We start from the raw sequence: 23,366 nt of genomic DNA, 5'->3' as shown, positions 1-23,366 counted from the left end.
ATAAAACTATGAAACTTTTAAATGAAATTCTAGGCACAAAATACCCCATCATTCAGGGCGGCATGGCCAACATTGCCACCGGCGAGTTTGCCGCCGCCTGCTCCAACGCGGGTGCGCTGGGCATCATTGGTGCGGGCGGCATGAACGCCGACACCCTGCGCCAGAACATCCGCCGCTGTAAAGAGCTGACCGACAAGCCTTTTGGCGTGAACATCATGCTCATGCATCCGCAGGCAGATGAGTTTGCCAAGATCGTGGTGGAAGAGGGCGTGCCCGTTGTGACCACCGGTGCAGGCAACCCGGGCAAATATATCCCCGCGTGGAAAGCGGCAGGCATCAAGGTGATCCCGGTTGTCGCCGCCGCCGTGCTGGCAAAGCATCTGGAGCCGCTGGGCATCGATGCTGTCATTGCTGAGGGCACCGAGAGCGGCGGCCATGTGGGCGAAATGGCTACCATGGCGCTGGTGCCGCAGGTGGTGGATGCCGTAAATGTACCCGTCATTGCGGCTGGCGGCATCGCCGATGGCCGCCAGCTGGCAGCAGCTCTGGCTCTGGGTGCCTGCGGCGTGCAGGTAGGCACCTGCCTGCTGGTGAGCGAGGAGTGCCCCATCCATGAAAACTACAAAGCCGCCCTGCTCAAGGCCAAAGACAGCGATACCATCGTGACCGGCCGCAGCGTGGGTGCGCCGGTGCGGGTGCTGAAAAACCGCATGAGCCGCGAATATGTCCGGCAGGAAAACGCCGGTGCCGACAAGATGGATCTGGAAAAGTACACCCTTGGCAGCCTGCGCCGCGCCGTGTTTGAGGGCGACACCACCACCGGAAGCCTGATGGCCGGTCAGGTGGCAGGCATGCTGCACGAGGTGCGCCCGGTGGCGGATATTCTTGCAGACCTGTGGAACAGCGGGAGGCAGCGCATTGCCGCGCTGAGCACCGAATGCTGACCCTCGGCAGAAAGACCCTGTCTGTGCCCATCCTACAGGGCGGCATGGGTGTGGGCGTTTCCCTCGGCGGGCTGGCCGGTGCTGTTGCAGCCTGCGGCGGCATGGGGTGCATCTCCACCGCCGATGCAGGCTACCGGGAGCCGGACTTTGCCCGCGACCCGGCAAGCGCCAACCACCGTGCACTGACAGTGGAAATTAAAAAAGCAAAGCAGATTGCAAAGGGCGCGGGCATGGTAGCCATCAACGCCATGGTGGCAACGCAGGATTATGCGGCCGCGATCCGCACCGCTGTGGAAGCGGGCGTGGACGCGGTGGTGTCCGGCGCGGGCCTGCCGTTGGAGCTGCCCGGCATCGTGGGCACAACGGATGTTGCCATCGCGCCCATCGTTTCCAGCGGAAGAGCCGCAAAGCTCATCCTGCGCCGCTGGGCCAAAGAGTTTGGCCGCACCGCTGATTTTGTGGTGATCGAAGGCTGCAAGGCAGGCGGACACCTCGGCTTTGCCGAAGATGACCTGCTGGCAGGCAAATGCCAGACCCTCGATGACATCCTGCCTGAGGTGCTGGCCGAGGTAAAGCCCTTTGAAGCACAGTTTGGCCACAGCATCCCTGTATTTGTGGCAGGCGGCGTGTACACCGGTGCCGACATGGCCCACTTTACCGCAATGGGCGCTGCAGGCGTACAGCTTGCCACCCGCTTTATCACCACCTACGAGTGCGACGCATCCCAGGGCTACAAGGACGTTCTGCTGAACGCCCGGCCCGAGGATGTACGGATCATCCACAGCCCGGTGGGAATGCCGGGCCGTGCACTGAACACCCCGCTGGTGCAGGCGCTGGCAGAGGGGACCCGCTTCCCTCCCCGGCACTGTGCCCGCTGCCTGAAGACCTGCGACCCCGCCAAGGTGCCCTACTGCATCACCCACGCGCTCATCGAAGCCGTAAAGGGCAATGTGGAGGAGGGCCTGTTCTTCTGCGGGGCCAACGTGGGCAGGCTGGACCGGATGCGCACGGTACAGGAGCTGATGGATGAACTTGTGACCGAATGGAGGCAAAATCAATGAAGCTTGCCGTTTTATATGCCGGTCAGGGGGCACAGCACCCCGGCATGGGCAAAGAATTTTACGAAGGCTCTCCCGCGTTCCGGGCGGCATTTGACAGTGCAGAGCTGGACTTCGATCTGCACCGCGTCTGCTTTGAGGACCCGGACGGCCTTTTGAATCAGACCGAATACACCCAGCCCTGCATGGTGGCCTTTGCCTGCGGCGTGACCGCAGTGCTGGCCCAGCAGGGCGTGAAACCCGCTTATGTGGCCGGGCTTTCGCTGGGCGAATACTCCGCGCTGGAAGCTGCCGGGGTGTTCACCGCAAAGCAGGCTATCGAGCTGGCCGCTTACCGCGGCAAAGCCATGGCCGAAGCTGCAAAGGGCATTGACTGCGGCATGACCGCCGTGCTGAACCTTGACCGGCAGGCACTTGCAGCCTGCTGTGAGCAGGCTGCAGAGCTGGGCTGCGTGCAGATCTGCAACTACAACTGCCCGGGTCAGCTGGTCATCGGCGGCGAGAAAGCCGCTGTGGACAAAGCCGCCGCACTGGCCAAAGAAGCCGGTGCCCGCCGCTGCATCCCGCTCAAGGTGAGCGGCCCGTTCCACACCCGCCTCATGGCCCCCGCCGGGGATGCACTGGCAAAGCGTTTTTCGTCTGAGCCCTTTGGCGAGATGCAGGTGCCGGTGCTGTTCAACTGCCTTGGCCGTGAAAAAGCTGAGCAGGACAACATCCCCGCCCTGCTCGTGAAGCAGGTGCAGAGCAGCGTTTACATGGAAGATACGCTCCACCGCCTCGGTGAGCTGGGCGTAGACCATATTCTGGAAGTCGGCCCGGGCAGTGCTCTGGCTGGCTTTGTGAAAAAGACCCTGCCCGGCGTGGTCTGCGCTTCGGTGGAGACCCCGGAGCAGCTGAACGCCGCACTGACAGCATGGAAGGAAGAGCTATGAGCGAAGAAACGATCATCCGCACCGCCGTTGTCACCGGCGGAAGCCGGGGCATTGGCCGGGCTGTGTGCGTCCAGCTGGCAAAGCAGGGCTGCAATGTGGTGGTGAACTACTGCCACGGCGAAGCTGCAGCTGCCGAGACGGTGGCTCTGTGCAAGGCCGAAAACGCAGATGCCGTGGCTGTGCAGGCCGATGTTTCCACTGCCGAGGGCTGCAAAGCGCTCTTTGAACAGGCGGTGAACGCCTTTGGCCGGGTGGATATCCTTGTGAACAACGCGGGCATTACCCGCGATAATCTGATCCTGCGCATGAGCGAAGAGGACTTCGATGCAGTGCTGAACGCAAACCTTAAGGGTGCGTTCCTCTGCTGCAAGGAAGCCGCCCGCCGCATGGTGCGCCAGCGCTGGGGCCGCATCGTGAACCTTTCCAGTGTGGTGGCCCTGCGGGGCAACGCCGGCCAGACCAATTACGCCGCCAGCAAGGCGGGCCTGATCGGCCTGACCAAAAGCCTTGCCCGCGAGCTGGCAAGCCGCAATGTGACCGTGAATGCGGTCGCGCCGGGCTTTATCGAGACCGACATGACCGCCGCCCTGCCAGAAGCCGTCCGTGCCGAAATGGCAAAGGGCATCCCCGCAGGCCGCGCAGGAAAGCCGGAGGATGTGGCAAATGCAGTGGCATTTTTTGCCGCAGAACAAAGCAGCTATCTCACCGGGCAGGTGCTCTGTGCAGACGGCGGCATGGCAATGTAAAAGGAGAAAACTCTCATGGAAAAACGCAGAGTCGTGATCACCGGCCTTGGCACCGTGAACCCGCTGGGCAACAACACCGCCGACAGCTGGGCCGCTGCCAAAGCGGGCAAATGCGGCATCGGCCCCATTACCCAGTTCGATACCACCGATTTTAAATGTAAGCTGGCAGGCGAGGTGAAGGGCTTTGACCCGGAAACCATCGTGGACAAAAAGGAAGCCCGCAAGATGGCCCGCTTTACCGTTCTGGCCCTTGCTGCCGCCGCTGAAGCGGTTGCAGACAGCGGTCTGGACACCGAAGTAGAAGCCAAACAGATCGGTGTCATCCTTTCCAGCGGCATCGGCGGTCTGCCCACCATTGAGGAGCAGCACACCCGTGGTGAAGAGAAGGGCATGGAAAAGGTAAGCCCCTATTTCGTGCCCATGTCCATTGCCAACATGGCAGCGGCACAGGTGGCCATCCGCTTTGGTCTGAAGGGAATGTGCACCTGCCCGGTGACGGCCTGCGCCGGCGGCACCAATGCCGTAGGCGATGCTTTCCACCGCATCCGTGACGGCTACGAGACCGCCATGGTCTGCGGCGGTGCAGAGAGCTGCATCAGCCCTCTGGGCATCGGCGGCTTTACCAGCATGAAAGCGCTTTCCACCGCGACCGATCCGGATGCAGCCAGCCTGCCCTTTGACGCACGGCGCGGCGGCTTCGTGATGGGCGAAGGCAGCGGTGTGCTGGTGCTGGAAGAGCTGGAACATGCCCGTGCCCGCGGTGCGCACATCTACGCCGAGGTGGTGGGCTACGGTGCCAACTGCGATGCCTACCACTTCACCGCCCCCGCTCCCGGCGGCGCAGGTGCCATCGACTGCATGGCGCTGACGCTGGCGGATGCAGGCATCGCACCGGAGCAGGTGGATCACATCAACGCCCACGGCACCGGCACCCACATGAACGATGCCTGCGAGACCGCCGCCATCCATGCGGTGTTCGGCGAACACGCAAAGCAGCTGACTGTGGTGAGCACCAAGAGCATGACCGGCCATCTGCTGGGCGGTGCGGGCGGCATCGAAGCCGTATTTACAGCGCTGGCCCTGCATGACCAGTTTGCGCCGCCCACCATCCACTATGAGCAGCCCGATCCCGAATGTGATCTGAACTATGTGCCGAACACTGGCCGTGCGCAGGCCATGACCTACGCACTGAGCAACAGTCTGGGCTTTGGCGGGCACAACGCCTGCATCGCCCTGCGCAGATGGGAGGGCTGACCCATGGCAGAACCCCGCACCGTGCGTGCAGACGCAAACGCCCTGAACAGTGAGGAGATCGCGGCGCTTCTGCCGCACCGCTATCCCTTTGCCCTTGTGGACCGCATTCTGGACTATGAGCCGGGCCAGTGGGCCATCGGCCGCAAGTGCGTAAGCCGCAACGAGGAATTTTTCTGCGGACATTTTCCCGGCCAGCCGGTGATGCCGGGAGTGCTCATTCTGGAAGCACTGGCCCAGACCGGTGCCGTTGCGGCGCTCAGCCTGCCGGAGAATAAGGGCAAACTGGCCCTCTTCGGCGGCATCAAGAATGCCCGCTTCCGCAAGCAGGTCACCCCCGGCGATGTGCTCACCCTGCACTGTGAACTGGTAGAGCAGCACGGCCCGGTGGGCGTGGGCAAAGCCTCGGCGTGGGTGGACGGCAAGTGCGCCGCCACCGCCGAGCTGACCTTTGTGCTGACCGACCCCAACGCCTAAAAACACCCCTGTGAGTTTAAAAAGCTCACAGGGGTGTTTTCCGTTATTTTGCCATTGAGAAGCCGCTTCGCTCTCTCAGCCAAGCGCCACATCCAGAACCATCAGTGGTGCCCCACCAGATAGGCCACCCGTTCGATCTGCGCCGCCGTCATGCCGGTATCCGCCAGAAATTTCCGCACCAGCGGAGCACTCTCCTGCTCCTGATACTTTCCATTGGTGTTACTGCAATGGTAGGATCGCATATTTACTGATTTCTGTATCTATTCAGGACAGCATCCGGGATATGGCAGTAACTGCAGTCTTCAGGGTGCCGTTCCAGATGGTGCTGATGCTCCTCAGCGCTCCGGACATAATTTGTCAGCGGCAGCACTTCCAGCATGATCTTGTCCCGGTCCTCCCGGCCGTTTATAAAAGCTCTTGCTTCTTCCAGATGTCTGGGATCTGTACTGTACAGCCCTGTCCGGTACTTTTTTCCAACGTCCACGCCCTGTTTGTTCAGGCTGTAGGGGTCGATGATCTCAAACAGGTGTGCCATCAGTTCTGAAATGTTTGTGTTTTTCTCATCATAGACCACTTTTACGCATTCTGCATATCCATCGTATGGGCCATCCAGAGAACTCGTTGTTCCGTTGGCTCTGCCGGCTTCAGTCATCTGTACACCAGGCACTGTGTCAAAAAAATGCTGTACGCCCCAAAGGCATCCGCCTGCGATATAGACCGTTTCCATCTTGATTTTCCTCCTCCTGTTGATCATATATCAGCTTTGCTCCTATTCTACCACGCTTTCCCACTGTCGGAAAGATATCAGAAAACAAAAATGGCCCCGGAGGGCTTATCGCAGCTCTCCGGGGCCGCCTTGTGCAGAGTGATTTTCTCTCGATGGGCTTTCAGAAATGCTTTGCTGTAATCAGCTTGCGTGAACCACAGCGGAAGGACCCTCATAAGATACAGAAAAGATTTCTGTATTTTTCTTGACAGTTTTCCCATATTCTGTTTTAATACATCTGATAAAAGGGAGTAAAGGGCAGTATTCCGGCTTATTCTTCGGGAGACTGCTGCATGGCAGCGTCATCACGGCAGAAATGCCCGATGTCATGTGTTCGCTTGAGACTTTTGTCACAGACAAGGTGCTGTGGCAGGAGTCTCTTTTTCTTGTCACCGTACCGGAGCACAATAGGAGGCAAGAAAACTATGAACTTTCTGAACACATTCGCAAGTCTGTTTTCCAATTTTGGAAACCTGACTTGGCAGATGGTGGTGATGTGGGGCATTGGTGCATTGCTCATCTACCTTGCCATCGCCAAAAAAATGGAGCCGAGCCTGCTTTTACCCATGGGCTTTGGTGCCATTCTGGTCAATCTGCCGCTGTCCGGTGCCATCACGCAGGGCGATACCGTAGGCCCCATTTCTGCCCTGTTTGAAGCAGGCATGTCCAACGAGCTGTTTCCCCTGCTGCTTTTCATCGGCATTGGTGCTATGATCGACTTTGGCCCCCTGCTGGAAAAACCGTGGCTCATGCTCTTTGGTGCCGCAGCGCAGTTTGGTATTTTCTTCACCCTGTTTCTGGCAGGCTTCTTCTTTGATTTGAAGGATGCTGCTTCCATCGCTGTCATTGGTGCAGCGGACGGTCCCACCGCCATTTTTGTAGCTAACACCCTCAACTCCCAGTACCTTGGTGCCATCATGGTGGCAGCGTACAGTTACATGGCTCTGGTGCCCATCGTGCAGCCGCCGGTCATTAAACTGCTGACCACCCAGAAGGACCGCCGCATCCGGATGCCCTATGAAAAGGGCAATGTCAGCCAGCTGACGAAGATTCTGTTCCCCATTGTTGTAACCATCATTGCCGGTATGGTAGCTCCTGCCAGCGTAGCTCTAGTTGGTTTTCTGATGTTCGGCAACCTGCTGCGGGAGTGCGGCGTACTGAACGCCCTCAGCGAAACCGCGCAGAATGTGCTGGCAAACCTCATCACCATCGTGCTGGGCCTGACCGTGGCCGGGCAGATGACCGCTGACAAGTTTGTCCGGCCCGATACCCTGCTCATCCTTGCACTGGGTCTGGTAGCCTTCGTTTTTGATACCGCAGGCGGCGTGCTGTTTGCAAAGCTGCTGAACCTGTTCCTGCCCGAAGGCAAAAAACTGAACCCGATGATCGGTGCAGCCGGCATCTCCGCCTTCCCCATGAGCGGCCGTGTGGTCAACAAGATGGGATTGGAAGAAGATAACCAGAATTTCCTGCTGATGTACTCCATCAGCGTCAACGTTTCGGGGCAGATCGCATCCGTCATTGCAGGCGGCCTGATTCTGACCCTGATGGCTTAACGGAGGTACACTTATGCTTCATCTTTCTTCGTGGATGACCACCCTGCCCATGATGCTCATCGGCATGGTCGGCATTCTTCTCGTCATTGGTGTCATTGTCCTGGCTGTGATGCTGCTCAACCGGCTGACAAGTCGGAAATAATTCACCCCATCAAGTAGAAACGAATTTACGGCGAAATATCGCTATAAATATGATGCACAGGCCTTCTAAAACTGTGATTTTGTGACAACTTGGTGTCACTTCAATAAAGAACCCGCTTTCACTTCAATTTGATGTCGAAAGCGGGTTCTTTTCGCTTTTACGCGTGTTTGACGGCGGTTTCAAAAAGATTGACTGCTGCGTCCTCTTGCGTGTCGGTGTTGTAGGTACCACGCTTTTTCACTTCCGAAAAGATGTCAGAATACAAAAAACCCCGAAGAGCTTTTTGCGGTTCTCCGGGGGTTGGTTCTATGCGCCGGTGTTCCTCACACCGATGCACAAACATTATTCGATTTCAATGAGATTGGGATTCGCAGGCAGAGCCTTCTGCTGCTGCGGTGCGGGCAGTACGATGTGCAGGATGCCATCCTCGAACTTTGCGTGGATGTCCTCCTTCTTCACGGCATCACCCACATAGAAGCTGCGGGCACAGGTACCGGAGAAGGTCTCACGGCGCAGATAACGGCCATTGTTGTCCTTCTCGTCATTGGAGTGGTTGCGGACGGCCTGAATGGTCAGGTAGCCGTCGCTCAGCTCCATCTGAACGTCTTCCTTCTTGCAGCCGGGCAGGTCAACAGCCACATCATAGTTGCCATCGGCGGTCTGCTTCACATCGGTTTTCATCATGTTTGCGCCGCGCTTGCCGAAGGTTTCACGCTCTTCACGATTCATTGCACGCTCCAGCGCACCGTCGTTCCAGAACGGATCAAAGAAATCATCAAACAGATTTTCATGGAAAACAGCAGGCATAAACATAAAACAACCCTCCAATCCCGGCGTTCGGGTCGGGCATAAAATCAAAATCGTGCATCAGGAGCGGAGTCTTCCCGGGAGCCTTGCGGTTCCCTCATGCCCCTTTCTCCTGAGCACGCCACTGTTATAACACCATTTATTAGCAGTGTCAATAGTAGAGTGCTAAAATTCATAAAAGAATAATACTTTTATAATATTTCATGCAATTCTCGGCAAAATCGTTTGCACTGGATTCAATTTTTTCTTCTCCAATCGTAGTCTTTCGCTGTGACAGAACGGATGCAAACCGTTTCTTCAGAACCAGGCGATCCATTGCCCGCGTAAACAATGCAGTTATCAAAAAGCCTCTCTGTCCTTGCAGCGTCTTGCGTTCTGCCGATCCACCCGCTATAATAATGTGGAAACCGAGATGAAAAGAGCGTGATATTGTGGAAGAGACCGAGATCAGTCATTTTCTCCACATTCTGGTCCGAATGGGCGAAGCTTTACAAAACAGCGGCGCAGAAGTATTCCGCGTTGAGGACACTTTGAACCGGATCGCAATCGCCTATGGGGCAGAAGATGTGAATGTATTCGTGATCACATCCAGCATCGTGGTCACGCTTACCATGCCCTCGCTGCCGCCGCAGACCGAGACCCGCCGCCTGCGTCACGCTGCCAGCAATGACCTGCTGACATTGGAAAAGCTCAATGCGCTCAGCCGCCGTATCTGCACAGCACCTCCTTCCATAGAAGAGTTTCAGCGCCAGCTGAATGCCATTCTGGCACAGCATCCGGACCCAAGACTGCATCTTGCCGGCAGTGTGTTGGCTGCTTCCAGTTTTGCCATCTTCTTTGGTGGAAATCTCTGGGACGGCCTGCTGGCCGGCGGCATTGCCGTTCTGATTTGCTGGATGGAGCGCTATCTCTCGCCTTTTTGTATGAATGGCGTAGAATTTCAGTTTATAGCATCATTTCTCAGCGGTGTCTCCACTCTGCTGCTCTGCCGCTTTGGGATGCAGTTTCATGCCGATAAAGTTCTGATTGGTATCATCATGCTGCTGATTCCCGGCATCATGCTGACAAATTCCATCCGGGACATCTTACTTGGGGACATTATTTCCGGCTCTCTTCGACTGGTGGAAGCCATTCTGATGGCCGCCACCCTTGCACTCGGCATGATGGCCGCCATCTGGTTGATGGGAGGAATTTCCGCATGATACAGGTTTTTTCGCAGTTGCTCAGTGCTGCCCTTGGTTCGGTCGGTTTCGGACTGATCTTCAATCTGAACCGGCGCTACTTACCCGCCGCCGGTGTAGGCGGACTTCTGGCATGGCTGGCTTATCTTCTTGCCGCCAACACCCTGCACAGCGTCTTTCTTGCCAATCTGTTGGCCGGTTTCTGTGCCGCTCTGTATGCCGAAATTCTTGCCCGATGCTGCAATGCACCCTCTACGCCTTTCTTCATCACCGCTGCCATTCCCCTCATTCCCGGAAGCACCCTCTACTACTGCATGAACGCAGTCGTCTCCAATGATTTGTCTGCTGCAGAGCATTTCGGAGAGCAGACCTTTCTGGCCGCTCTTGGAATTGCCGGCGGTATGGCAATCGCATGGTGTCTGGCCGATTTGAGCCGGAAGCTGCACGCACTTGCAATCCGTTCTTCGGGAAAGTAGCGATCTTCCACATTGAAGAATGCCGCTGATGATCGGGTCGTTTGAGCTGCTGCTCTGAAATACGAAGAAAGGCCGTCCGGCACCGCAGCAGGGCTGCCTTTACAATTACAAGGATGTGTCTCTATGAAACTCAAACAATTCATTCAGCAGGAAACGGTCCTCACCGCAGCCGCTGTGCTGGCCGTTGTCTCCGCCTTTTTTGTTCTGCCGGATGCGCAGTATCTCGGCTACATCGACCTGCGCACGCTGGCGATTTTATTTTCCCTGATGACGGTCATGGCCGGGCTGCGGCGGCAGGGCTTTTTTGATGGACTGGGCCGGGCATTGCTGTCCCGTACCCACAGCACCTTTCAGCTGACGCTGGTACTGGTCGGGCTGTGCTTTTTCGGAAGCATGTTCATCACCAACGATGTTTCCCTGCTGACCTTCGTCCCCTTTACGTTCGTGGTCCTGAGCCGTCTGGGAGCGGATGTCCGCCGCTCCCTTCTGATCCCGGTGGTCTGTATGCAGACCATTGCGGCAAACCTTGGCAGTATGCTGACCCCCATCGGCAACCCGCAGAACCTCTATCTTTACGGAAAAAGCGGCATGAGCATCGGGGGATTTGTTCTTCTTATGCTGCCCTACACTCTGGTCTCTCTGCTCCTGCTGCTGGCTTGGGCAGCGCTGGTCTGCCGGAAAGCCTCTGACGCCCTTTCCGTGGACGAGCTTGTTTCTTCTTCTGCATCTCAGGGAGATCAGAAGATCATCCTGCTGTATCTGGTTCTGTTTGCCGTCTGCCTGCTGTCCGTGATCCGGGTACTGCCCTATGGCATTGCCTTTGCCGCTGTACTCGTCTGCGTTCTTTTTGCAGACCCGCACACCTTACGGGCAGTGGACTATTCCCTGCTTCTGACCTTTGTGGCTTTTTTCATCTTCATTGGCAATCTGGGGCGCATTCCGGCCTTTTCCGGCTGGCTGCAGGAGTTTCTGACCGGCCGGGAAGTTCTTGTGGCGGTTCTTGCTTCGCAGGTCACCAGTAATGTTCCCGCCGCCCTGCTGCTGTCCGGGTTCACGGCAGAGACACAAGCCCTTATCATCGGCACCAATCTCGGAGGTCTTGGCACTTTGATCGCATCCATGGCCAGTCTTATTTCCTACCGGCAGATCGCACGGGAGCTGCCACAGGGGAAGAAGCGGTATTTTGGGCTGTTCACCCTGTCCAACCTGATCTTCCTTGCGATCCTGCTGGGTGTGTGGTTTTTGCTCCGCTGAGCGTGGCAGATGACTTATGGTTTTTCTATAAAGCTAAAAAAGGGGAGTTCCGTCACGGACGAAGGTCCGGGCAGAACTCCCTTTGGTTTTATCGTATGGTCAGAATGCCGGTGCCCACCGGCACCTCCAGCAGCTTGCCGGAAAAATGCTTCGGGATGCCGGACAGTGCCTTTTCCAGATAGGCATCATTTTCTGCCTTGTTCATGTCCCACACCAGACGGCACACCGCTTTCCCGCTCAGGGTGGAGCAGGTGATCATACCATCATAAAAATTATTGCCGCCTGTCAGCCGGTAGGCACTGCGGATTGCTTCTTTTCGTTCCATGCTCCGTCCTCCTTACACTATTTCATCGCTTTTGCGCCGTAACGCACAGCCAGCCTTTTTTATTTTTGTGGCTCTGGATCTGACAGAATCCTGCTTGTTCCAGATACGCTTTCAGTGCAGTGTCCGTATAGATGGTCATGCCATCAATGATCTGCGTCCATTTGTCGTCTTTTGTCGTTTCGCCGTTTGCTTCGTTACAGATGAAAAAGATTCCGCCGGGCTTCAGCACTCGATAAACCTCTCTGAAATTCTGTGCAAGCTCCGGCCAGAAATAGACCGTTTCAAAGGCGGTCACCACATCAAACTGCTCCGCTTCAAACGGAAGCTCTGCCACACTTGCCTGTTGCACGGTACACCGTCCTGCCGCAATGGCTCTGGCATTGACTTTTCGCGCTTTTTCCACGCTGACGGCTGAGTAGTCGATGCCCTGCACCCTGCCTTTGGGGCACAGTTTCAACAGCGTTTTAATGTTCGCTCCACCGCCGCAGCCGCAGTCCAGCACCATGGCATCCGGGGCAGGCTGTAAAAAACTCAGCCCCCATTCTGCCATTGCGCTGTGTCCAAGGTTCATCATAGCAACCATGATCTTCCCGCCAAGGCCTACGGGCTTGCGGGTGTTTTCAAAAAAGGACATAACGCCACCCTCTTTCTGTTTACCGTTCACATTGCAATACTATTTACCAGATGCGCCCACTGCACCGGATGACAGGCCAGCAATTCCTCGTGCTGCAAGTTAGGTAAATCTAACTTTCTGTTCTATAAAAAGCCGCTTCTCAGCGGTTCTTCTGCCAAAATAATACGCCCTGCCGTCTCCTCTGTCAAGGAGTTTAGGCATTTTCGGGTATTCCGAAAGAGATTTCGCCTTCGAGGGCTCCAACCGTCACCCCAGTGCTACGTCCAGCACCATCATCACGCTGAAGCCCACCGCAAAAAACACCGTGCCGACGTTGGAGTGCTGCCCCTGCGACATTTCCGGGATCAGTTCCTCTACCACAACATACAGCATGGCTCCGGCGGCAAAGCTGAGCAGATAGGGCAACGCGGGCACCACGATGCCTGCCGCCAGAATCGTCAACACTGCCCCGATGGGCTCTACGATGCCGGACAGCACGCCGCCCCAGAACGCCCGGCCCTTTTTCATTCCTTCCGCCCGCAGGGGCATGGAGATGATGGCCCCCTCCGGAAAGTTCTGGATGGCAATGCCAAGGGAAAGTGCCAGTGCCCCGGCGGCGGTGATCTGAGCCGTTCCGGCAAGGTATCCGGCATAGACTACGCCCACTGCCATACCCTCCGGGATGTTGTGCAGCGTCACCGCCAGAACCATCATAGTGGTGCGCTGGAGCTGGCTTTTTGGCCCTTCGGCCTGCAAGCTGTTCTGGTGCAGATGTGGGATGAGATGGTCCAGCAGCAGCAAAAACAGGATGCCCAGCCAAAAGCCTGCTGCCGCCGGGAAAAACGCCAACTTGCCCAGATCTGCAGCCTGTTCCATGGCCGGAATCAGCAAGCTCCATACCGATGCCGCCACCATCACTCCGGCGGCAAAGCCGGTCAACGCCCGCTGGATGTCGTCGCTCAGGGACTTTTTTAAAAAGAACACACAGCCTGCCCCAAGGCTTGTACCTAGAAAGGGAATTAGGATCCCCCAGAATGCGTCTTGTATCATGTAGTACCTCCTTGTGGTTATTCATGGCTAACTCCGCAAAAAGTATACTGCGCTCCGGCAAAAAGGTCAAGGGCTTTGCGGTATAGAGGATGCAGATCGTTTCCTGCATCGAAAAATTCACCTCTGCAAACTTTCCGGTTTCTACTTGACAACGCCCGGTGGGAGTGCTATTTTTACTTCGCGAATTTGTTTTGCCTAACCATCTGAGGGGTTTTTCCCCTGCATTTTTTGTACCAATTGTTAGGCAAAGCTAACTATTTTTTCAAAACTGAGATAGAGGTGTGTTACCATGAGATTGAAAAAAGTATTTGCAGGTGCACTTGCGGCCGCTATGCTGGTATGCGCTGTGGCAGTCCCGGCCTTCGCTGCGGAAGAGGTGGAACAGGAAAACTGCCTGACCTCCAGCTATGTCCAGATGAACATCCCCTACGCCGACTTCTACAAGGCCGCCGGTGTGGACAACGCATCTGAGATCGACGCTGTGACCAGCGCCACCAAGAACAAGACCCGTGCAGGCAACCTTGCCGCCGGTTCCTACCACGTCAACGCAGATGGCACCGACATCACCGGCGTTTCCTTCCCGGTCAAGGTGCTGACCCCGTGGGCGCTGAAGAATGCAAAGCAGGTCACCGATGCCGACAGCTACGACATTACCGTTACCCTGAAGGGCAAGGAATCCACCACCACCTACACCGGCGCAGATGCCTTGTTTGAGAACGAGAGCTACGCTTACTACAAGCTCAGTGAGACCCCTGCCTACTACATCACCGCATCGTATAACCTGCTGAGCGGCAAGTGGGAGTTTGGCAAGGTCCACGCCACCGAGACCACCGTAGAGGGCACCACTGTGGAGCTGAATACCAACGGTCACCACGCCACCTACGAGATGAAAATCTCCGGTTTTGATCTGGACTACAAGGCCAACAAGGTCTACGGCGTAGTTCTGACCACCGCTGATGGCAGTGAGTACGGCCTGCATCATGTGACCAACATCTGGCATGGTACCAAGCTGGGCTTCAATGCCGATGATTCTTACTTTGCATCCATCATCGGCAAGACGATTACTCAGATCACCTTCTACGCCGCCGACGGCGTGTATGTCCTGCCGGTCAATGTGGCGCTGTGAGGTCGCGGAAAGCTGCCTGATTTAGCAAATCAAATACAGTACAAAACGGCAAGGTCGCTTGGCATCAGGCGGCCTTGTTTTTCCGTGTCAGGAGGAGTTGGAATGAACAAAAAACGATGCCATACACTGCTGCCGCTGGTGCAGCTGCTCCCGACGGTGGCGGTAGCGGCAGCTGTACTTTTTGCCCTGCCCCGCACCGTTCCGGTGCTGGCCGCCGTGCCGGAAAAGCTGACAACCGTGGTGGAGCAGCCTGTGGAAGCCGCTTCCTCCGAAGCGGAGGAAGAAACCCTGCCCAAGCTGCCCTATGCCGACGGCGTTTACGTCGGCTCTTCCCGGGGCTACGGCGGTGCCGTCCGAGTACAGGTCACCATGGAAAACGGCAGCATCACGGAGGTGGAGATCTTGGACGCATCCCACGAGACCAAGCAGTTTCTGCGGCGTGCCAAGCGGCTTTTGACCACCGTGGTGGAGACTCAGAGCTGGGAGGTGGATGCCGTTTCCGAGGCCACCTACACCAGCCGGGGCATTCTGGGCGCAGTGCAGAACGCCCTGACCGGCGAGGTGGTCAACAATCCCCTGCCGCCCCAGCCAAAGCCCGCTGCAACGCTTGTGGTGGAAGAATTTACGGCTCCCTCCATCTACTTGGACGGCATCTACACTGCCGAAGCCATGGGCTTTGAGGGGCAGATCACAGTGCAGGTCACGGTGGCAGAGGATAAAATTACCGATATCACGATCCTGAGCGCCGAGGACGAGGAGGAATATCTCTCCCGGGCAAAACAGGTCATCCCCGCCATTCTGAAGGGACAAAGCCCCAACGTGGATACTGTTTCCGGCGCCACCTACTCCTCTACCGGAATTCTGAACGCAGTCAAGCTGGCACTGGCAAAGGCCGCTGTTGCCCCGGCAGAGAAAACCGCTCCGGAGCAGACTGCATCGGAAGAGACGGCAGAGGAAACCGCACCGTCTGAAGCAGCAGAGCCTGGGGAAACGCCGGTCACCGCGCCCACCGTGGAGGTGGTGCAGCCGGAGGAAAAGAGCGCCGTTCCCGTGTGGCTCAAGGAAGTATGGCAGCAGCTTTTCCCGGCAGATGCACCGGCATCCTCTGAACCGGAACCGGCATCTTCTGAGGAAGTGCTGCCGACATCCGAGCCGGCACTGCCGCCGGAAGAGACCGGGATTGAATCTGAAACGGAAGGAGCAGCAGAATGAAATACAAAAATTTTCTCCTCCGGGCGGTGAACCTGCTGCTAATTTTGGGGGTACTGTGGCAATACCAGCAGGTGGCGCTGATCCGGGCGGCAGCGGTAAGCCAGCGCAAGCAGGAAATTGCCGAAGTTGAAGCCTACAATGCTTCCGTTTTGCAGGCGCAGAGCGCAGCACAGGCAGAGCAGAGCGGCTACCGGGACGGCATCTATGAGGGCAGCGCCTATGGTTTTGGCGATGTCATTCAGGTGTCGGTGACTATCCAGAACGGAAAAATGACCGATATTGCGGTGCTGGATGCTTCCGGCGAGGATAAGCCCTACTATAAGCAGGCGCTGCCTTTGCTGGACGAGATGCTGGCAGTGCAGTCTGCTGAGGTGGATACCGTTTCCGGCGCTACCCTCACGGCAGAAGGACTTATCGGTGCGGTAGAGAACGCACTGGGAAAGGCGGCAGGATGATGGAAAAAACACAGGCAAAGCCTTTAACAGCGGCGCAGCAGCGTCAGCGGGACAAAAAGCGCCGTACATGGCTGCGCACCGGGGTGCAGTTGTTCTTCTTTGTGTCCATGCCGGGCGCATTCGTGGCCGGGTTTTCCGGGGTAAAGCAGATCTTTCTGCACATCGGTGCAGGCGAGGTGCTCTCTGTGGACAGCTTCACACTTTCCCTGCTGGGGCTGTGCGGCTTCACCCTGCTTTTCGACCGTTTTTTCTGTGGGTACGCCTGCGCCTTCGGCAGCTTGGGCGATGCCGTCTGGGCGCTTTCCGGGCTTATTCAAAAAAAGCTGTTCCACCGCAAAAAGCAGCTCCGTCTGCCGGAGCGGGCGGTGCTTTTGGGGCAGAAGGTCAAATATCTGCTGCTGGCATGGCTGGTAGCACTGTATGTGACCCGGCAGGAAAAGATGCTGACCGGCGCAAGCCCGTGGGAGGTGTTTTCCTGCCTGACGGCCCTGCATCTGCCGCCGGAGGGCTTTGGTGTGGGCATCGGGCTGCTTGTGCTCATTTTGCTGGGTATGGCGGTGCAGCCCCAGTTCTTCTGTCAGTTCCTCTGCCCCATGGGAGCGGTGTTTGCCCTGCTGCCGGTGCTGCCATTTGCGCGGCTGCACCGGCAGAGCGACGGCTGCATCCCGGGCTGCAATGCCTGCAAGCAGCAGTGCCCGGTGTGCCTGAAGCTGGAGGAAACCAGCCTGCGCAGCGGGGAATGCATCGCCTGTGAAGCCTGCGTTGGCACCTGCCCCAAGCAGAACATCCACCGGTGGGATACCACCTTGTGCAAGCGTCTATGGCTGCCGGTGCTGGGTAAAGTGTTGCTCTTCTTCCTGCTGGGCTGCTGGCTGGGCTTTTGCCGATTCATCTGAACTAAAAAAGGAGGCTGCTGCGCAGTATTTGTGCAGCAGCCTCCTTTTGGCTGGGAGATCTATCATTTCGATACGCCGGAGCATCTGCGGACGCTCCGGCGTACCATTTTTACAGGGAAGACTTCTGCTCCAACAGGTCTGTCATGCTGCGCAGGCTGATGCCGAGGGTGGAAAGATTATGCAGCATCGCGCTGGTGGCAGGGGACAGGATGCCCAGAGCCCCCAGAAGGATGAGGGCCGAGTTGAAGCTGAGCACCGGCTTTTTGCCCTGCAGAACCGACAGCGTTTTGGCGATGCTGGCAGGCTCCACGCCCAGTGCGTGAGCTGCCTCTGCCACGGTTGCCGAGGACTCGTTCAGCACAATGACATGGTCTCCCAGACCTTTTTCTTCCAGGTCTGCTTTTGCTTTTTCAAAGGACATTTTCCCACTTCTCCGCTCTTATTCGGTAACAGCCCAGACCCGCGCAGGCAGACCAGTTGCACCTTCAATGCGGGGATAAGAAACGATGACCACCGCACCGGCAGGCTGCACTTTATCCAGATTTGCAAGCACCTCCACCTGCAGCTTGTCGTTGTCCAGAACATAGCGCTCGCAGGCAAGGTCACCCTTTTCCTCCGCCACCGCAGAGGAATCGGTATCCAGCGTTTCGTGGCCGTTGGCGGCGGCATTGCGCACCTTGTAGATATACTCCAATGCTTCCAGCGACCAGCCGGGAGCATTTTCTTTGCCCTCTGCGTCGATGCCGGACAGCGCATCCATATCCGGCCACTTCTTATACCAGTCGCTGCGCAGAGCCACCAGCGCACCATCCGGGATGGGACCGTACTTTGCCTCATAGGCCTTGATGTCCTCTACTGTCACAGCGTAGCGGGGGTCTTTCTTGGCCTGCTCAGAAATATCAATGACCACCAGCGGGAAAATCAGGTCATTCACATCAAACTTTTCGGACAGTGCCTTTCCCTTGATGAAGTGACCCGGGAAGTCGATATGGGTACCGAACTGTCCGGGGAATTTGAAGGTCTGGATCAGGCATTCCAGTTCCGGCTTGCCCCAGTCCCACACGGTCTTTGCCAGCTCCACAGAGCCTTCCGGGATGCCGGACCAGTAGGGGCTTTCGTTGTTCAGCGAGTGAGAAAGTTCCACCCAGCGATATTTTTTAGCATCCTTCAGTGCGTTCCACAGTTTATAATCAGCCATTGTCGGTTCTCCTTTTATTGTGACGATGTATGTTCGGGCACTTCTCCCAGACAACGGCATCTTCCTGTTTTTTCTCAGTCTGTCTGCCTGGAATTTGTCTGGGAGCAGCGCATTCGCCCGGGTAGTCTGTGCCGGGCATCTGCTGTATGTTTCATCTGTCTGCGCTCCCTTCCTTGTGTTGGGGATAGTATAAACCCATTTTCGCACCATGTCAATAGGTTTATTCTTTCAAAGACTTCCCGGGCAAACGACAGGTCAGCAAACCGTTCGCCCTTGCAATAACGTTTCGTCATCCCCTTTCCCTTTTATCGCAGCTCTTCCAGCAGGGCGGTGCACCCCTCCAGCACATCCTGCCATGGCAAACAGACAAGATCTTCTTCATCTTACTCTCCCAGCACCTCGCCCAGTGCCAGAACAGCGTTGCAGACGCACTCCGGGCACGGGCACAGCGGTGCGCCGTTCTCTATCCCCTTCAGATCCTTGCAGATGGTAGCACCGCACTTTTCCTGAAAATTTTGCAGCAGTTCCTTAGAAATGCGGGGTGTGCCCTTGCCGTCGGTGACGATGCCCGCCACCATCACAGCGCCGATCAGTGCGCCGCAGGTGCTCTCCATGCAGCCCATGCCGGCGGCATAGCCTGCGCCCAGCTTCATCAAGGTGTCGGCATCCACCGGCAGTTTGTCCTCAAATGCCTTCAGCACCGCCTGTGCACAGTTGCACTGTCCAGTAGCTTTCCATGCGGCAGCCTGTGCTGCCCGTTCTTCGATGTTCATTTTAAAGTCCTCTTTCTTTGATGAATCGTAGTTTATTCGACATTATCATAAAATTCCTGTAACACTGTTGCCAATTCCTCCGGAGATTCTATGTTTGCTTCATGACCCGCTTTCAAAAGTTCATGGAAGTGGGAATCACTCAAATAACTGGCAAGTTCCTTTGAGGCTTTTTTGTTTGCGTTGTCCTTTTCCCCACAAACGATCAATACCGGACAGGACACCTTACATAATGAATCCCTGAAATCCAATTCCGTCATCGTACCGCACAAGCTGATCACATCAGCTTTTTTGAAGCCAAATTGCTTGAACATTGTATTCGGCATAAAGCGAAACAGCATATTCTGGAACTTCAATAGCTTTTCAGGCATTTTATATTGTGCTGCAATTAGCACCAGTGCCTTTACTTTATTCGGATGGTCTATCGCATAATTAAGTGCCAGAACAGCACCCAAGGAAAGCCCGCACAAGACGATTTCATCATGTTCCTTATCACACTCTCCTGAGAATGCAGCATACAGTTCCCCATAAGTGGCCGCTTTGTCCTCCAGCATCTCTACCAAACTCAAGCAGACGCTGCTGTCCGAGACCTTCGTTTCTTTTATTACTCTGTCCCAACTGTTTGGTTTTTGTCCCAACCCATGTAAGTACAAAAACTTCATCTAATTTCCGCTCTCCTTCACACGTCCTGCTTCTTTTCCAGCGCTTCAAAGTGATACCGGGGCTTGCCTTTGCTCTTTTTGCCGTACTCGATGGCTTCTTTAGGGCAATAGCAGATGCACGCCATGCAGTGGGTGCAGTTTTTTCCCCAGACCGGCTTTCCGTTTTCCAGACGGATGTTGTTCAAGGGGCACAACTCCACGCACTTACCGCAGCCGATGCAGGCGTCCGTTGCCCGGAAGGCATCCGCTTTTACAAAAAAGCGATAGAACACCGGGTTCACCGGGCCGCTCATAAAGCGGTCGTAGAGGTTCTCTCTCGACGGAGGAAATTCCTGCCCGGCCTTGAGCTGCGCCAGCACCTTCTGAAGTGCAGGCTCTGCCTGCTCCACGATGCTCCGTGCCTGCTCCTTCCGGGGTGCATTGAACATGGCAATGTAGTTTTCCGGCATGATGATCTGGGCTGTGCCCATATACTGCAGCTGCTTTTGCGCTGCAAGCTGCCGGTTATAGCCTGCCGCATTGCCAATTTCGCTGCCGCAATCCATCACAAACCAGATACGCTCTGCCCCGGTCAGCTCGGTCTTGCCCAGCCACTCCGACACCACCCGGGGGATACGCCATGCGTAGGTAGGCGTTACCAGCACCACGTCACGCCCGGTCTGCACCGGGGCGGTATTCCCTGCCTTGATGCAGGCGTTCAGGTCGTAAAGCGGCATCTCCAGCCCTTCGGCAATGCGCCGCGCCAGATACCGGCTGTTGCCGGTTCCCGTAAAATAAAGTACCATGGCTGCTCCCTCGTTTTTTGTGTGGTTTTCGGTTGCCTGTCCGCCCGGCAAACTGGAACTTGTCGGGGCGAGGCCCCTCCATCTTGCTGCCGCAAGACCGTTCGGTCGCTTGAAAGCCCCACTGGGGCTTTCATTGTTCCGCTTCGCTCCACAAACGCGAATTGTTTACTTCTTCGTCTTAGGCGCAATAAGCAACATGACTGTCACAAGAATATATAAACCATACAGTAACCAAGTAATGGTATTGTTCCAAGGAAAACTCATTTCTGGATGGTTCAATGCAAACACTATAAATGCAATAGCTATAATCAGCATTATTAAACCGAGAATCCTTGATATACGCTTTTTCATGCAAAGCACTTCCTTGTCAAACTGGAATTGTTAATCTTGAACTGGTCCTATAATGCCAAATGCTATTGCATCAATAAAAAGCACGAACGCTATCACACAAACAATTAAAATAGTTGCAATGACTTTAATAACAAGTTGTTGATTTTGTCTTAAATTACTCTTACTAACAATCCTTAAGACAAAAATCAAAGCAACGAGGATGATAAAAGAAATAATATTATAAAGAACCACTGTTTTCATCTATGTGTCCTTCTTTTTTATATCAATTCCGAGTTGCCGCTCTCCGTATGCCATAGTCTCCGCACGCAAAAAGCCCTTTGCGGCAAGGTGTGTGCTTACACCTCACCCGCAAACTTCATGCCCCAGCTCATGCGGGTGTCGTACATCAGGCGGGTCAAGGCAAGGCTGTCCTGCGGGGTGTAGCGGTCGCTGCCGGTACGTCCCAGCTTGACGCAGCGGCTTGCTTCCCGGATCTCATACTCAAAGCCGTTGATGTCCACCGGGCAGCGGATGACCTCCGGCTCTTTGCCCTCCACTTCCAGCGTCATGGTCTCGGCGTGCTGGAAATCCGGCAGGAAAATACTGCCCTTGGTGCCAACGATGCGGGCGTTGCGCTCCAGCTCCTGCCCGATGGTCTGGACAGACTCCGCCTTGCAGCCGCCGGGGTAGGTCAGCGCAAGGCGGCTGTAATCGTCGGTGCCGTACTCGTTGATGTGCACCTCTTTGGTCTCCACCTTCTCCGGGTCCTGTCCGGTGAGGATGCGCAGAAAGCCCAGATTGTAGATGCCGATATCCAGCAGCGCACCGCCGCCCAGACCGGAATCAAACTTGCGGTCCTTCCGGGCACCGGAGGCCACAAAGCCGTACTGGCAGGTGATCTGCTTCAGCTCCCCGATGGTGCCCGCCGCAAGGATCTCGCGCAGGCGGTCGTACAGCGGCAGCAGCCAGATCCAGAATGCCTCCATGAGAAAGAGGTGCTTTTCCTCTGCCAGACGGTACAGCTCCCGTGCCTGCTCCGGGCTGATGGTAAAGGGCTTTTCGCACAAAACGTGCTTGCCCTGCTCCAAGCAGAGTTTACAGTTTTCGTAATGCAGGGTGTTGGGGGTGGCGATATAGATGGCCTCCACCTCCGGGTCGGCGGCAAGGGCTTCGTAGGAGTCATAGCAGCGGGGGATGCCGTACTGCTGCGCAAACGCCTGTGCGCTTTCCAGATGCCGTGACCCCACGGCAACAATCTGCTCCCCCTCTGCGCCCATCTGTTCCACCGTAGACGCAAACTTTTTGGCAATGGTGCCGGTCGCTAAAATTCCCCACTTCATAACGGTACCTCCCGGTTTATTACTTTGGATTCGTTGCGTTCAGTATACCATGGTTTTCCCCTGCGGAAAAGATAGTGAAAAACAAAAATGCCCCCGGAGGGCTTATTGCCACTCTCTGGGGACAGATTCTATGCACCGGTATCATCCCTCTGACTGCACGCCAAAACAGGCCCCTGCAAGCGTTTAACCACTGGCAGGAGCCTGTTTATTTCTTAAAGTTTCGTCATCCACAGACCATGCAGGTTGCAGTAGGCGTAGACCGCCACGGGCTTTTCGCCGCCCAGCTCAAACACCGCCTTGGGTGACTGCCCGGGGGTAAGATAGCGGAGCTGTCCGCCGTTTTCGGTCTCCACAAAGAGCCACTGGATGTGGTGCACATCCACCATGGGGTGCTCCACCGCACCCACCGTAACCGTGAGGGTGCTGCCGGAAAGCTCTGCCACCGGCAGATGCTTTTCACCGCTGGCTTCCACCGTGTTGGGGAGCAGCTCCTTCATCTTTTCGCCGCAGCAGACCAGCGGAACGCCTGCGTTGTGGATGGTGGTGACCAGGTTGCCACAGTGCTCACAGATATAAAACTTTGCCTTCATATTAAAATCCTCCATCGGAATGTTGTTGGTGTTTCCTGTGACTATATGATAACATTTCCTAGTTAAATTTTCTGTGACCGGGTCACGCAAGCAGTCCAGTGCTGTGGAAATGCCCCTCAGCTTCCCATGGCAATAAGCACCAGCACGACCACCACCGCAATGGCGATGAGGCAGCCGCAGCCGCTTCCGTCTCCACCACTGCCGCCACCATTGTTGTGGCCGCCGCCACCGCCGCCGGACGAGCCGCCGAAGTTGCGGTTGAAGGCCGTCATGTACTGGGCATAGCCCGTGTCGCCTTTGCCGAAATAGCCGTAATCACCGTTTGCCATTGTATTTTCCTCCGTCTGAAGTGTGTTTTGCTTCTTCTGAGGTCATTTTACTGAAAGAGCTGTCCTATAAACATCTCTTTCTGCATTTTTTGTCA

General features: G+C 56.1%; 30 protein-coding genes. 15 read left to right on the top strand and 15 right to left on the bottom strand.

Annotated features, from left to right (window positions below):
- Positions 1-8: 8 nt before the first annotated feature.
- Genes GKG34_RS06395 through fabZ form a run of 6 tightly spaced genes read left to right on the top strand, consistent with a single transcriptional unit; the run spans position 9 to position 5,408 of the window.
- The gene (locus tag GKG34_RS06395) at positions 9-944 is read left to right on the top strand and encodes a DUF561 domain-containing protein (RefSeq protein WP_154255826.1); all 936 of its coding nucleotides are present in this window, start codon (positions 9-11) and stop codon (positions 942-944) included.
- Positions 938-2,005 (top strand): nitronate monooxygenase family protein, encoded by a 1,068-nt coding sequence (locus GKG34_RS06390; RefSeq protein WP_097774748.1) that lies wholly within the window; start codon positions 938-940, stop codon positions 2,003-2,005. The genes GKG34_RS06395 and GKG34_RS06390 overlap by 7 nt, the downstream gene beginning before the upstream one ends.
- On the top strand, positions 2,002-2,934 hold the full coding sequence (gene fabD, locus GKG34_RS06385) for an ACP S-malonyltransferase (RefSeq protein ID WP_120080693.1): 933 nt from the start codon (positions 2,002-2,004) through the stop codon (positions 2,932-2,934). The genes GKG34_RS06390 and fabD overlap by 4 nt, the downstream gene beginning before the upstream one ends.
- Positions 2,931-3,680, top strand: coding sequence for a 3-oxoacyl-[acyl-carrier-protein] reductase (gene fabG, locus GKG34_RS06380; RefSeq protein ID WP_154255825.1), 750 nt, complete (start codon positions 2,931-2,933; stop codon positions 3,678-3,680). Before fabD ends, fabG begins: the two co-directional genes overlap by 4 nt.
- Before the next feature lie 15 nt (positions 3,681-3,695).
- On the top strand, positions 3,696-4,934 hold the full coding sequence (gene fabF, locus GKG34_RS06375; RefSeq protein ID WP_154255824.1) for a beta-ketoacyl-ACP synthase II: 1,239 nt from the start codon (positions 3,696-3,698) through the stop codon (positions 4,932-4,934).
- A 3-nt stretch (positions 4,935-4,937) separates the two neighbouring features.
- Complete coding sequence (gene fabZ / locus GKG34_RS06370) at positions 4,938-5,408, top strand: 3-hydroxyacyl-ACP dehydratase FabZ (protein WP_005939736.1); 471 nt, start codon at positions 4,938-4,940, stop codon at positions 5,406-5,408.
- A gap of 101 nt (positions 5,409-5,509) precedes the next feature.
- Here the strand turns inward: fabZ and GKG34_RS06365 are convergent, their stop codons facing one another.
- Positions 5,510-5,650 (bottom strand): hypothetical protein, encoded by a 141-nt coding sequence (locus GKG34_RS06365; RefSeq protein ID WP_243139219.1) that lies wholly within the window; start codon positions 5,648-5,650, stop codon positions 5,510-5,512.
- A 2-nt stretch (positions 5,651-5,652) separates the two neighbouring features.
- Positions 5,653-6,135 (bottom strand): peptide-methionine (S)-S-oxide reductase, encoded by a 483-nt coding sequence (locus GKG34_RS06360; protein ID WP_154255823.1) that lies wholly within the window; start codon positions 6,133-6,135, stop codon positions 5,653-5,655.
- Positions 6,136-6,599: 464 nt separating this feature from the next.
- On the opposite strand from GKG34_RS06360, the gene GKG34_RS06355 reads away from it, so the two are divergent.
- Both GKG34_RS06355 and GKG34_RS06350 read left to right on the top strand, forming a co-directional pair.
- Positions 6,600-7,730: a sodium ion-translocating decarboxylase subunit beta gene (locus GKG34_RS06355; protein ID WP_005939727.1), complete on the top strand. Its 1,131-nt coding sequence runs from the start codon at positions 6,600-6,602 to the stop codon at positions 7,728-7,730.
- A 13-nt stretch (positions 7,731-7,743) separates the two neighbouring features.
- Complete coding sequence (locus GKG34_RS06350) at positions 7,744-7,872, top strand: oxaloacetate decarboxylase (RefSeq protein WP_097782029.1); 129 nt, start codon at positions 7,744-7,746, stop codon at positions 7,870-7,872.
- Positions 7,873-8,214: 342 nt separating this feature from the next.
- Here GKG34_RS06350 and GKG34_RS06345 read toward each other — a convergent pair whose 3' ends face one another.
- On the bottom strand, positions 8,215-8,685 hold the full coding sequence (locus GKG34_RS06345) for an Hsp20/alpha crystallin family protein (RefSeq protein ID WP_005939725.1): 471 nt from the start codon (positions 8,683-8,685) through the stop codon (positions 8,215-8,217).
- Between the two features lie 425 nt (positions 8,686-9,110).
- Between GKG34_RS06345 and GKG34_RS06340 the strand changes: the two genes are divergently transcribed.
- The 3 genes from GKG34_RS06340 to GKG34_RS06330 all read left to right on the top strand — a co-directional run bounded on the left by GKG34_RS06340 (position 9,111) and on the right by GKG34_RS06330 (position 11,590).
- A complete protein-coding gene (locus tag GKG34_RS06340) occupies positions 9,111-9,881 on the top strand; it encodes a threonine/serine exporter family protein (RefSeq protein ID WP_005939719.1) in 771 nt (256 codons plus the stop codon).
- Complete coding sequence (locus tag GKG34_RS06335) at positions 9,878-10,336, top strand: threonine/serine exporter family protein (protein ID WP_005939716.1); 459 nt, start codon at positions 9,878-9,880, stop codon at positions 10,334-10,336. The genes GKG34_RS06340 and GKG34_RS06335 overlap by 4 nt, the downstream gene beginning before the upstream one ends.
- Positions 10,337-10,459: 123 nt before the next feature.
- Positions 10,460-11,590, top strand: a complete 1,131-nt coding sequence (locus GKG34_RS06330; RefSeq protein ID WP_005939712.1) for an SLC13 family permease — start codon at positions 10,460-10,462, stop codon at positions 11,588-11,590.
- An 88-nt stretch (positions 11,591-11,678) separates the two neighbouring features.
- Here GKG34_RS06330 and GKG34_RS06325 read toward each other — a convergent pair whose 3' ends face one another.
- From GKG34_RS06325 to GKG34_RS06315, 3 genes are all read right to left on the bottom strand, one after another.
- Complete coding sequence (locus GKG34_RS06325; RefSeq protein ID WP_005939708.1) at positions 11,679-11,915, bottom strand: hypothetical protein; 237 nt, start codon at positions 11,913-11,915, stop codon at positions 11,679-11,681.
- A gap of 22 nt (positions 11,916-11,937) precedes the next feature.
- On the bottom strand, positions 11,938-12,549 hold the full coding sequence (locus GKG34_RS06320) for a class I SAM-dependent methyltransferase (protein WP_044953417.1): 612 nt from the start codon (positions 12,547-12,549) through the stop codon (positions 11,938-11,940).
- A 246-nt stretch (positions 12,550-12,795) separates the two neighbouring features.
- On the bottom strand, positions 12,796-13,578 hold the full coding sequence (locus GKG34_RS06315; RefSeq protein ID WP_154255822.1) for a ZIP family metal transporter: 783 nt from the start codon (positions 13,576-13,578) through the stop codon (positions 12,796-12,798).
- A gap of 289 nt (positions 13,579-13,867) precedes the next feature.
- Between GKG34_RS06315 and GKG34_RS06310 the strand changes: the two genes are divergently transcribed.
- From GKG34_RS06310 to GKG34_RS06295, 4 genes are all read left to right on the top strand, one after another.
- Positions 13,868-14,704, top strand: a complete 837-nt coding sequence (locus GKG34_RS06310) for a hypothetical protein (protein ID WP_154255821.1) — start codon at positions 13,868-13,870, stop codon at positions 14,702-14,704.
- A gap of 102 nt (positions 14,705-14,806) precedes the next feature.
- The gene (locus GKG34_RS06305; RefSeq protein WP_154255820.1) at positions 14,807-15,916 is read left to right on the top strand and encodes an FMN-binding protein; all 1,110 of its coding nucleotides are present in this window, start codon (positions 14,807-14,809) and stop codon (positions 15,914-15,916) included.
- A complete protein-coding gene (locus GKG34_RS06300) occupies positions 15,913-16,371 on the top strand; it encodes an FMN-binding protein (RefSeq protein WP_154255819.1) in 459 nt (152 codons plus the stop codon). The genes GKG34_RS06305 and GKG34_RS06300 overlap by 4 nt, the downstream gene beginning before the upstream one ends.
- Positions 16,368-17,267, top strand: a complete 900-nt coding sequence (locus GKG34_RS06295) for a 4Fe-4S binding protein (RefSeq protein WP_154255818.1) — start codon at positions 16,368-16,370, stop codon at positions 17,265-17,267. Before GKG34_RS06300 ends, GKG34_RS06295 begins: the two co-directional genes overlap by 4 nt.
- 109 nt (positions 17,268-17,376) lie before the next feature.
- On the opposite strand, the gene GKG34_RS06290 is transcribed toward GKG34_RS06295, so the two are convergent.
- The 9 genes from GKG34_RS06290 to GKG34_RS06245 all read right to left on the bottom strand — a co-directional run bounded on the left by GKG34_RS06290 (position 17,377) and on the right by GKG34_RS06245 (position 23,271).
- Complete coding sequence (locus tag GKG34_RS06290) at positions 17,377-17,688, bottom strand: hypothetical protein (protein WP_154255817.1); 312 nt, start codon at positions 17,686-17,688, stop codon at positions 17,377-17,379.
- An 18-nt stretch (positions 17,689-17,706) separates the two neighbouring features.
- Positions 17,707-18,465, bottom strand: coding sequence for a cyclase family protein (locus GKG34_RS06285; RefSeq protein ID WP_154255816.1), 759 nt, complete (start codon positions 18,463-18,465; stop codon positions 17,707-17,709).
- Between the two features lie 383 nt (positions 18,466-18,848).
- Entirely contained in the window at positions 18,849-19,238 is a 390-nt protein-coding gene (locus GKG34_RS06280; RefSeq protein WP_154255815.1) for a C-GCAxxG-C-C family protein, read from the bottom strand.
- Positions 19,239-19,270: 32 nt separating this feature from the next.
- The gene (locus GKG34_RS06275) at positions 19,271-19,897 is read right to left on the bottom strand and encodes an alpha/beta hydrolase (protein WP_154255814.1); all 627 of its coding nucleotides are present in this window, start codon (positions 19,895-19,897) and stop codon (positions 19,271-19,273) included.
- A 17-nt stretch (positions 19,898-19,914) separates the two neighbouring features.
- Positions 19,915-20,682, bottom strand: a complete 768-nt coding sequence (locus GKG34_RS06270) for an EFR1 family ferrodoxin (RefSeq protein WP_154255813.1) — start codon at positions 20,680-20,682, stop codon at positions 19,915-19,917.
- Positions 20,683-21,063: 381 nt separating this feature from the next.
- Positions 21,064-21,273 (bottom strand): hypothetical protein, encoded by a 210-nt coding sequence (locus GKG34_RS06260; protein ID WP_097772305.1) that lies wholly within the window; start codon positions 21,271-21,273, stop codon positions 21,064-21,066.
- Between the two features lie 95 nt (positions 21,274-21,368).
- Positions 21,369-22,352, bottom strand: coding sequence for a Gfo/Idh/MocA family oxidoreductase (locus tag GKG34_RS06255; protein WP_154255812.1), 984 nt, complete (start codon positions 22,350-22,352; stop codon positions 21,369-21,371).
- Positions 22,353-22,564: 212 nt separating this feature from the next.
- The gene (locus GKG34_RS06250; RefSeq protein WP_154255811.1) at positions 22,565-22,942 is read right to left on the bottom strand and encodes a desulfoferrodoxin family protein; all 378 of its coding nucleotides are present in this window, start codon (positions 22,940-22,942) and stop codon (positions 22,565-22,567) included.
- Between the two features lie 116 nt (positions 22,943-23,058).
- Entirely contained in the window at positions 23,059-23,271 is a 213-nt protein-coding gene (locus GKG34_RS06245) for an HFLK protein (RefSeq protein ID WP_097774730.1), read from the bottom strand.
- Positions 23,272-23,366 lie beyond the last annotated feature (95 nt).

The sequence above is a fragment of the Faecalibacterium sp. BIOML-A4 genome (genome assembly GCF_009679665.1).
GTDB lineage: Bacteria > Bacillota > Clostridia > Oscillospirales > Ruminococcaceae > Faecalibacterium > Faecalibacterium taiwanense.
This window is presented reverse-complemented; position numbering and strand designations above follow the sequence as displayed.

Bases quoted from the DNA above. Each gene is read 5' to 3' on its own strand.
- GKG34_RS06395 (WP_154255826.1), top strand. From the start codon at position 9: ATGAAACTTTTAAATGAAATTCTAGGCACAAAATACCCCATCATTCAG.
- GKG34_RS06390 (WP_097774748.1), top strand. From the start codon at position 938: ATGCTGACCCTCGGCAGAAAGACCCTGTCTGTGCCCATCCTACAGGGC.
- fabD (WP_120080693.1), top strand. From the start codon at position 2,002: ATGAAGCTTGCCGTTTTATATGCCGGTCAGGGGGCACAGCACCCCGGC.
- fabG (WP_154255825.1), top strand. From the start codon at position 2,931: ATGAGCGAAGAAACGATCATCCGCACCGCCGTTGTCACCGGCGGAAGC.
- fabF (WP_154255824.1), top strand. From the start codon at position 3,696: ATGGAAAAACGCAGAGTCGTGATCACCGGCCTTGGCACCGTGAACCCG.
- fabZ (WP_005939736.1), top strand. From the start codon at position 4,938: ATGGCAGAACCCCGCACCGTGCGTGCAGACGCAAACGCCCTGAACAGT.
- GKG34_RS06365 (WP_243139219.1), bottom strand. From the start codon at position 5,650: ATGCGATCCTACCATTGCAGTAACACCAATGGAAAGTATCAGGAGCAG.
- GKG34_RS06360 (WP_154255823.1), bottom strand. From the start codon at position 6,135: ATGGAAACGGTCTATATCGCAGGCGGATGCCTTTGGGGCGTACAGCAT.
- GKG34_RS06355 (WP_005939727.1), top strand. From the start codon at position 6,600: ATGAACTTTCTGAACACATTCGCAAGTCTGTTTTCCAATTTTGGAAAC.
- GKG34_RS06350 (WP_097782029.1), top strand. From the start codon at position 7,744: ATGCTTCATCTTTCTTCGTGGATGACCACCCTGCCCATGATGCTCATC.
- GKG34_RS06345 (WP_005939725.1), bottom strand. From the start codon at position 8,685: ATGTTTATGCCTGCTGTTTTCCATGAAAATCTGTTTGATGATTTCTTT.
- GKG34_RS06335 (WP_005939716.1), top strand. From the start codon at position 9,878: ATGATACAGGTTTTTTCGCAGTTGCTCAGTGCTGCCCTTGGTTCGGTC.
- GKG34_RS06330 (WP_005939712.1), top strand. From the start codon at position 10,460: ATGAAACTCAAACAATTCATTCAGCAGGAAACGGTCCTCACCGCAGCC.
- GKG34_RS06325 (WP_005939708.1), bottom strand. From the start codon at position 11,915: ATGGAACGAAAAGAAGCAATCCGCAGTGCCTACCGGCTGACAGGCGGC.
- GKG34_RS06320 (WP_044953417.1), bottom strand. From the start codon at position 12,549: ATGTCCTTTTTTGAAAACACCCGCAAGCCCGTAGGCCTTGGCGGGAAG.
- GKG34_RS06315 (WP_154255822.1), bottom strand. From the start codon at position 13,578: ATGATACAAGACGCATTCTGGGGGATCCTAATTCCCTTTCTAGGTACA.
- GKG34_RS06310 (WP_154255821.1), top strand. From the start codon at position 13,868: ATGAGATTGAAAAAAGTATTTGCAGGTGCACTTGCGGCCGCTATGCTG.
- GKG34_RS06305 (WP_154255820.1), top strand. From the start codon at position 14,807: ATGAACAAAAAACGATGCCATACACTGCTGCCGCTGGTGCAGCTGCTC.
- GKG34_RS06300 (WP_154255819.1), top strand. From the start codon at position 15,913: ATGAAATACAAAAATTTTCTCCTCCGGGCGGTGAACCTGCTGCTAATT.
- GKG34_RS06295 (WP_154255818.1), top strand. From the start codon at position 16,368: ATGATGGAAAAAACACAGGCAAAGCCTTTAACAGCGGCGCAGCAGCGT.
- GKG34_RS06290 (WP_154255817.1), bottom strand. From the start codon at position 17,688: ATGTCCTTTGAAAAAGCAAAAGCAGACCTGGAAGAAAAAGGTCTGGGA.
- GKG34_RS06285 (WP_154255816.1), bottom strand. From the start codon at position 18,465: ATGGCTGATTATAAACTGTGGAACGCACTGAAGGATGCTAAAAAATAT.
- GKG34_RS06280 (WP_154255815.1), bottom strand. From the start codon at position 19,238: ATGAACATCGAAGAACGGGCAGCACAGGCTGCCGCATGGAAAGCTACT.
- GKG34_RS06275 (WP_154255814.1), bottom strand. From the start codon at position 19,897: ATGAAGTTTTTGTACTTACATGGGTTGGGACAAAAACCAAACAGTTGG.
- GKG34_RS06270 (WP_154255813.1), bottom strand. From the start codon at position 20,682: ATGGTACTTTATTTTACGGGAACCGGCAACAGCCGGTATCTGGCGCGG.
- GKG34_RS06260 (WP_097772305.1), bottom strand. From the start codon at position 21,273: ATGAAAACAGTGGTTCTTTATAATATTATTTCTTTTATCATCCTCGTT.
- GKG34_RS06255 (WP_154255812.1), bottom strand. From the start codon at position 22,352: ATGAAGTGGGGAATTTTAGCGACCGGCACCATTGCCAAAAAGTTTGCG.
- GKG34_RS06250 (WP_154255811.1), bottom strand. From the start codon at position 22,942: ATGAAGGCAAAGTTTTATATCTGTGAGCACTGTGGCAACCTGGTCACC.
- GKG34_RS06245 (WP_097774730.1), bottom strand. From the start codon at position 23,271: ATGGCAAACGGTGATTACGGCTATTTCGGCAAAGGCGACACGGGCTAT.